Raw genomic sequence first — 355 nt, 5'->3', positions numbered from 1 at the left:
CCGCGCACGCGCTGGCCGGGCATCGCCCCGGTCTTGCCGTCGCACCCCATTTCCAGCCCGTGGTAGCCGCACACCAGTTTTCCTTCGACGACGCGCCCGAGCGACAGCGGGGCACCGCGGTGCGGGCAAAAGTCTTCCAAGGCCGCCGCCACGTTGTCGGGGCCCCGGTAGAACACGATCGACTCGTTGCAGATCTTCCGCCCGAGCGGCTTGTCATCAATCTCATCGGGCATGCAGGCGACATACCAGGCGTTTTTCGGGAACATGGGAACTCCTTCATTCATCGGTGTGGAAGGCGCGGGCGTCTTGGGCGCACGCGCATGCGGGGATCAGTGGGCCGCGGCCAGGCGTTGCC

General features: G+C 66.8%; 1 protein-coding gene. It reads right to left on the bottom strand.

Features of this window, described 5'->3' with window-relative positions:
• Positions 1-266, bottom strand: a 266-nt coding sequence (locus HB681_RS37805) for a Rieske 2Fe-2S domain-containing protein (RefSeq protein WP_213960003.1), incomplete at its 3' end; no start/stop codon positions are given.
• Between the last annotated feature and the right edge of the window lie 89 nt (positions 267-355).

Source organism: Variovorax sp. dw_954, assembly GCF_018449755.1.
In the GTDB taxonomy this organism is placed as follows: domain Bacteria; phylum Pseudomonadota; class Gammaproteobacteria; order Burkholderiales; family Burkholderiaceae_C; genus Variovorax.
The sequence above is the reverse complement of the archived record's forward strand: the minus strand, read 5'-3'. Positions and strand labels throughout refer to the sequence as shown.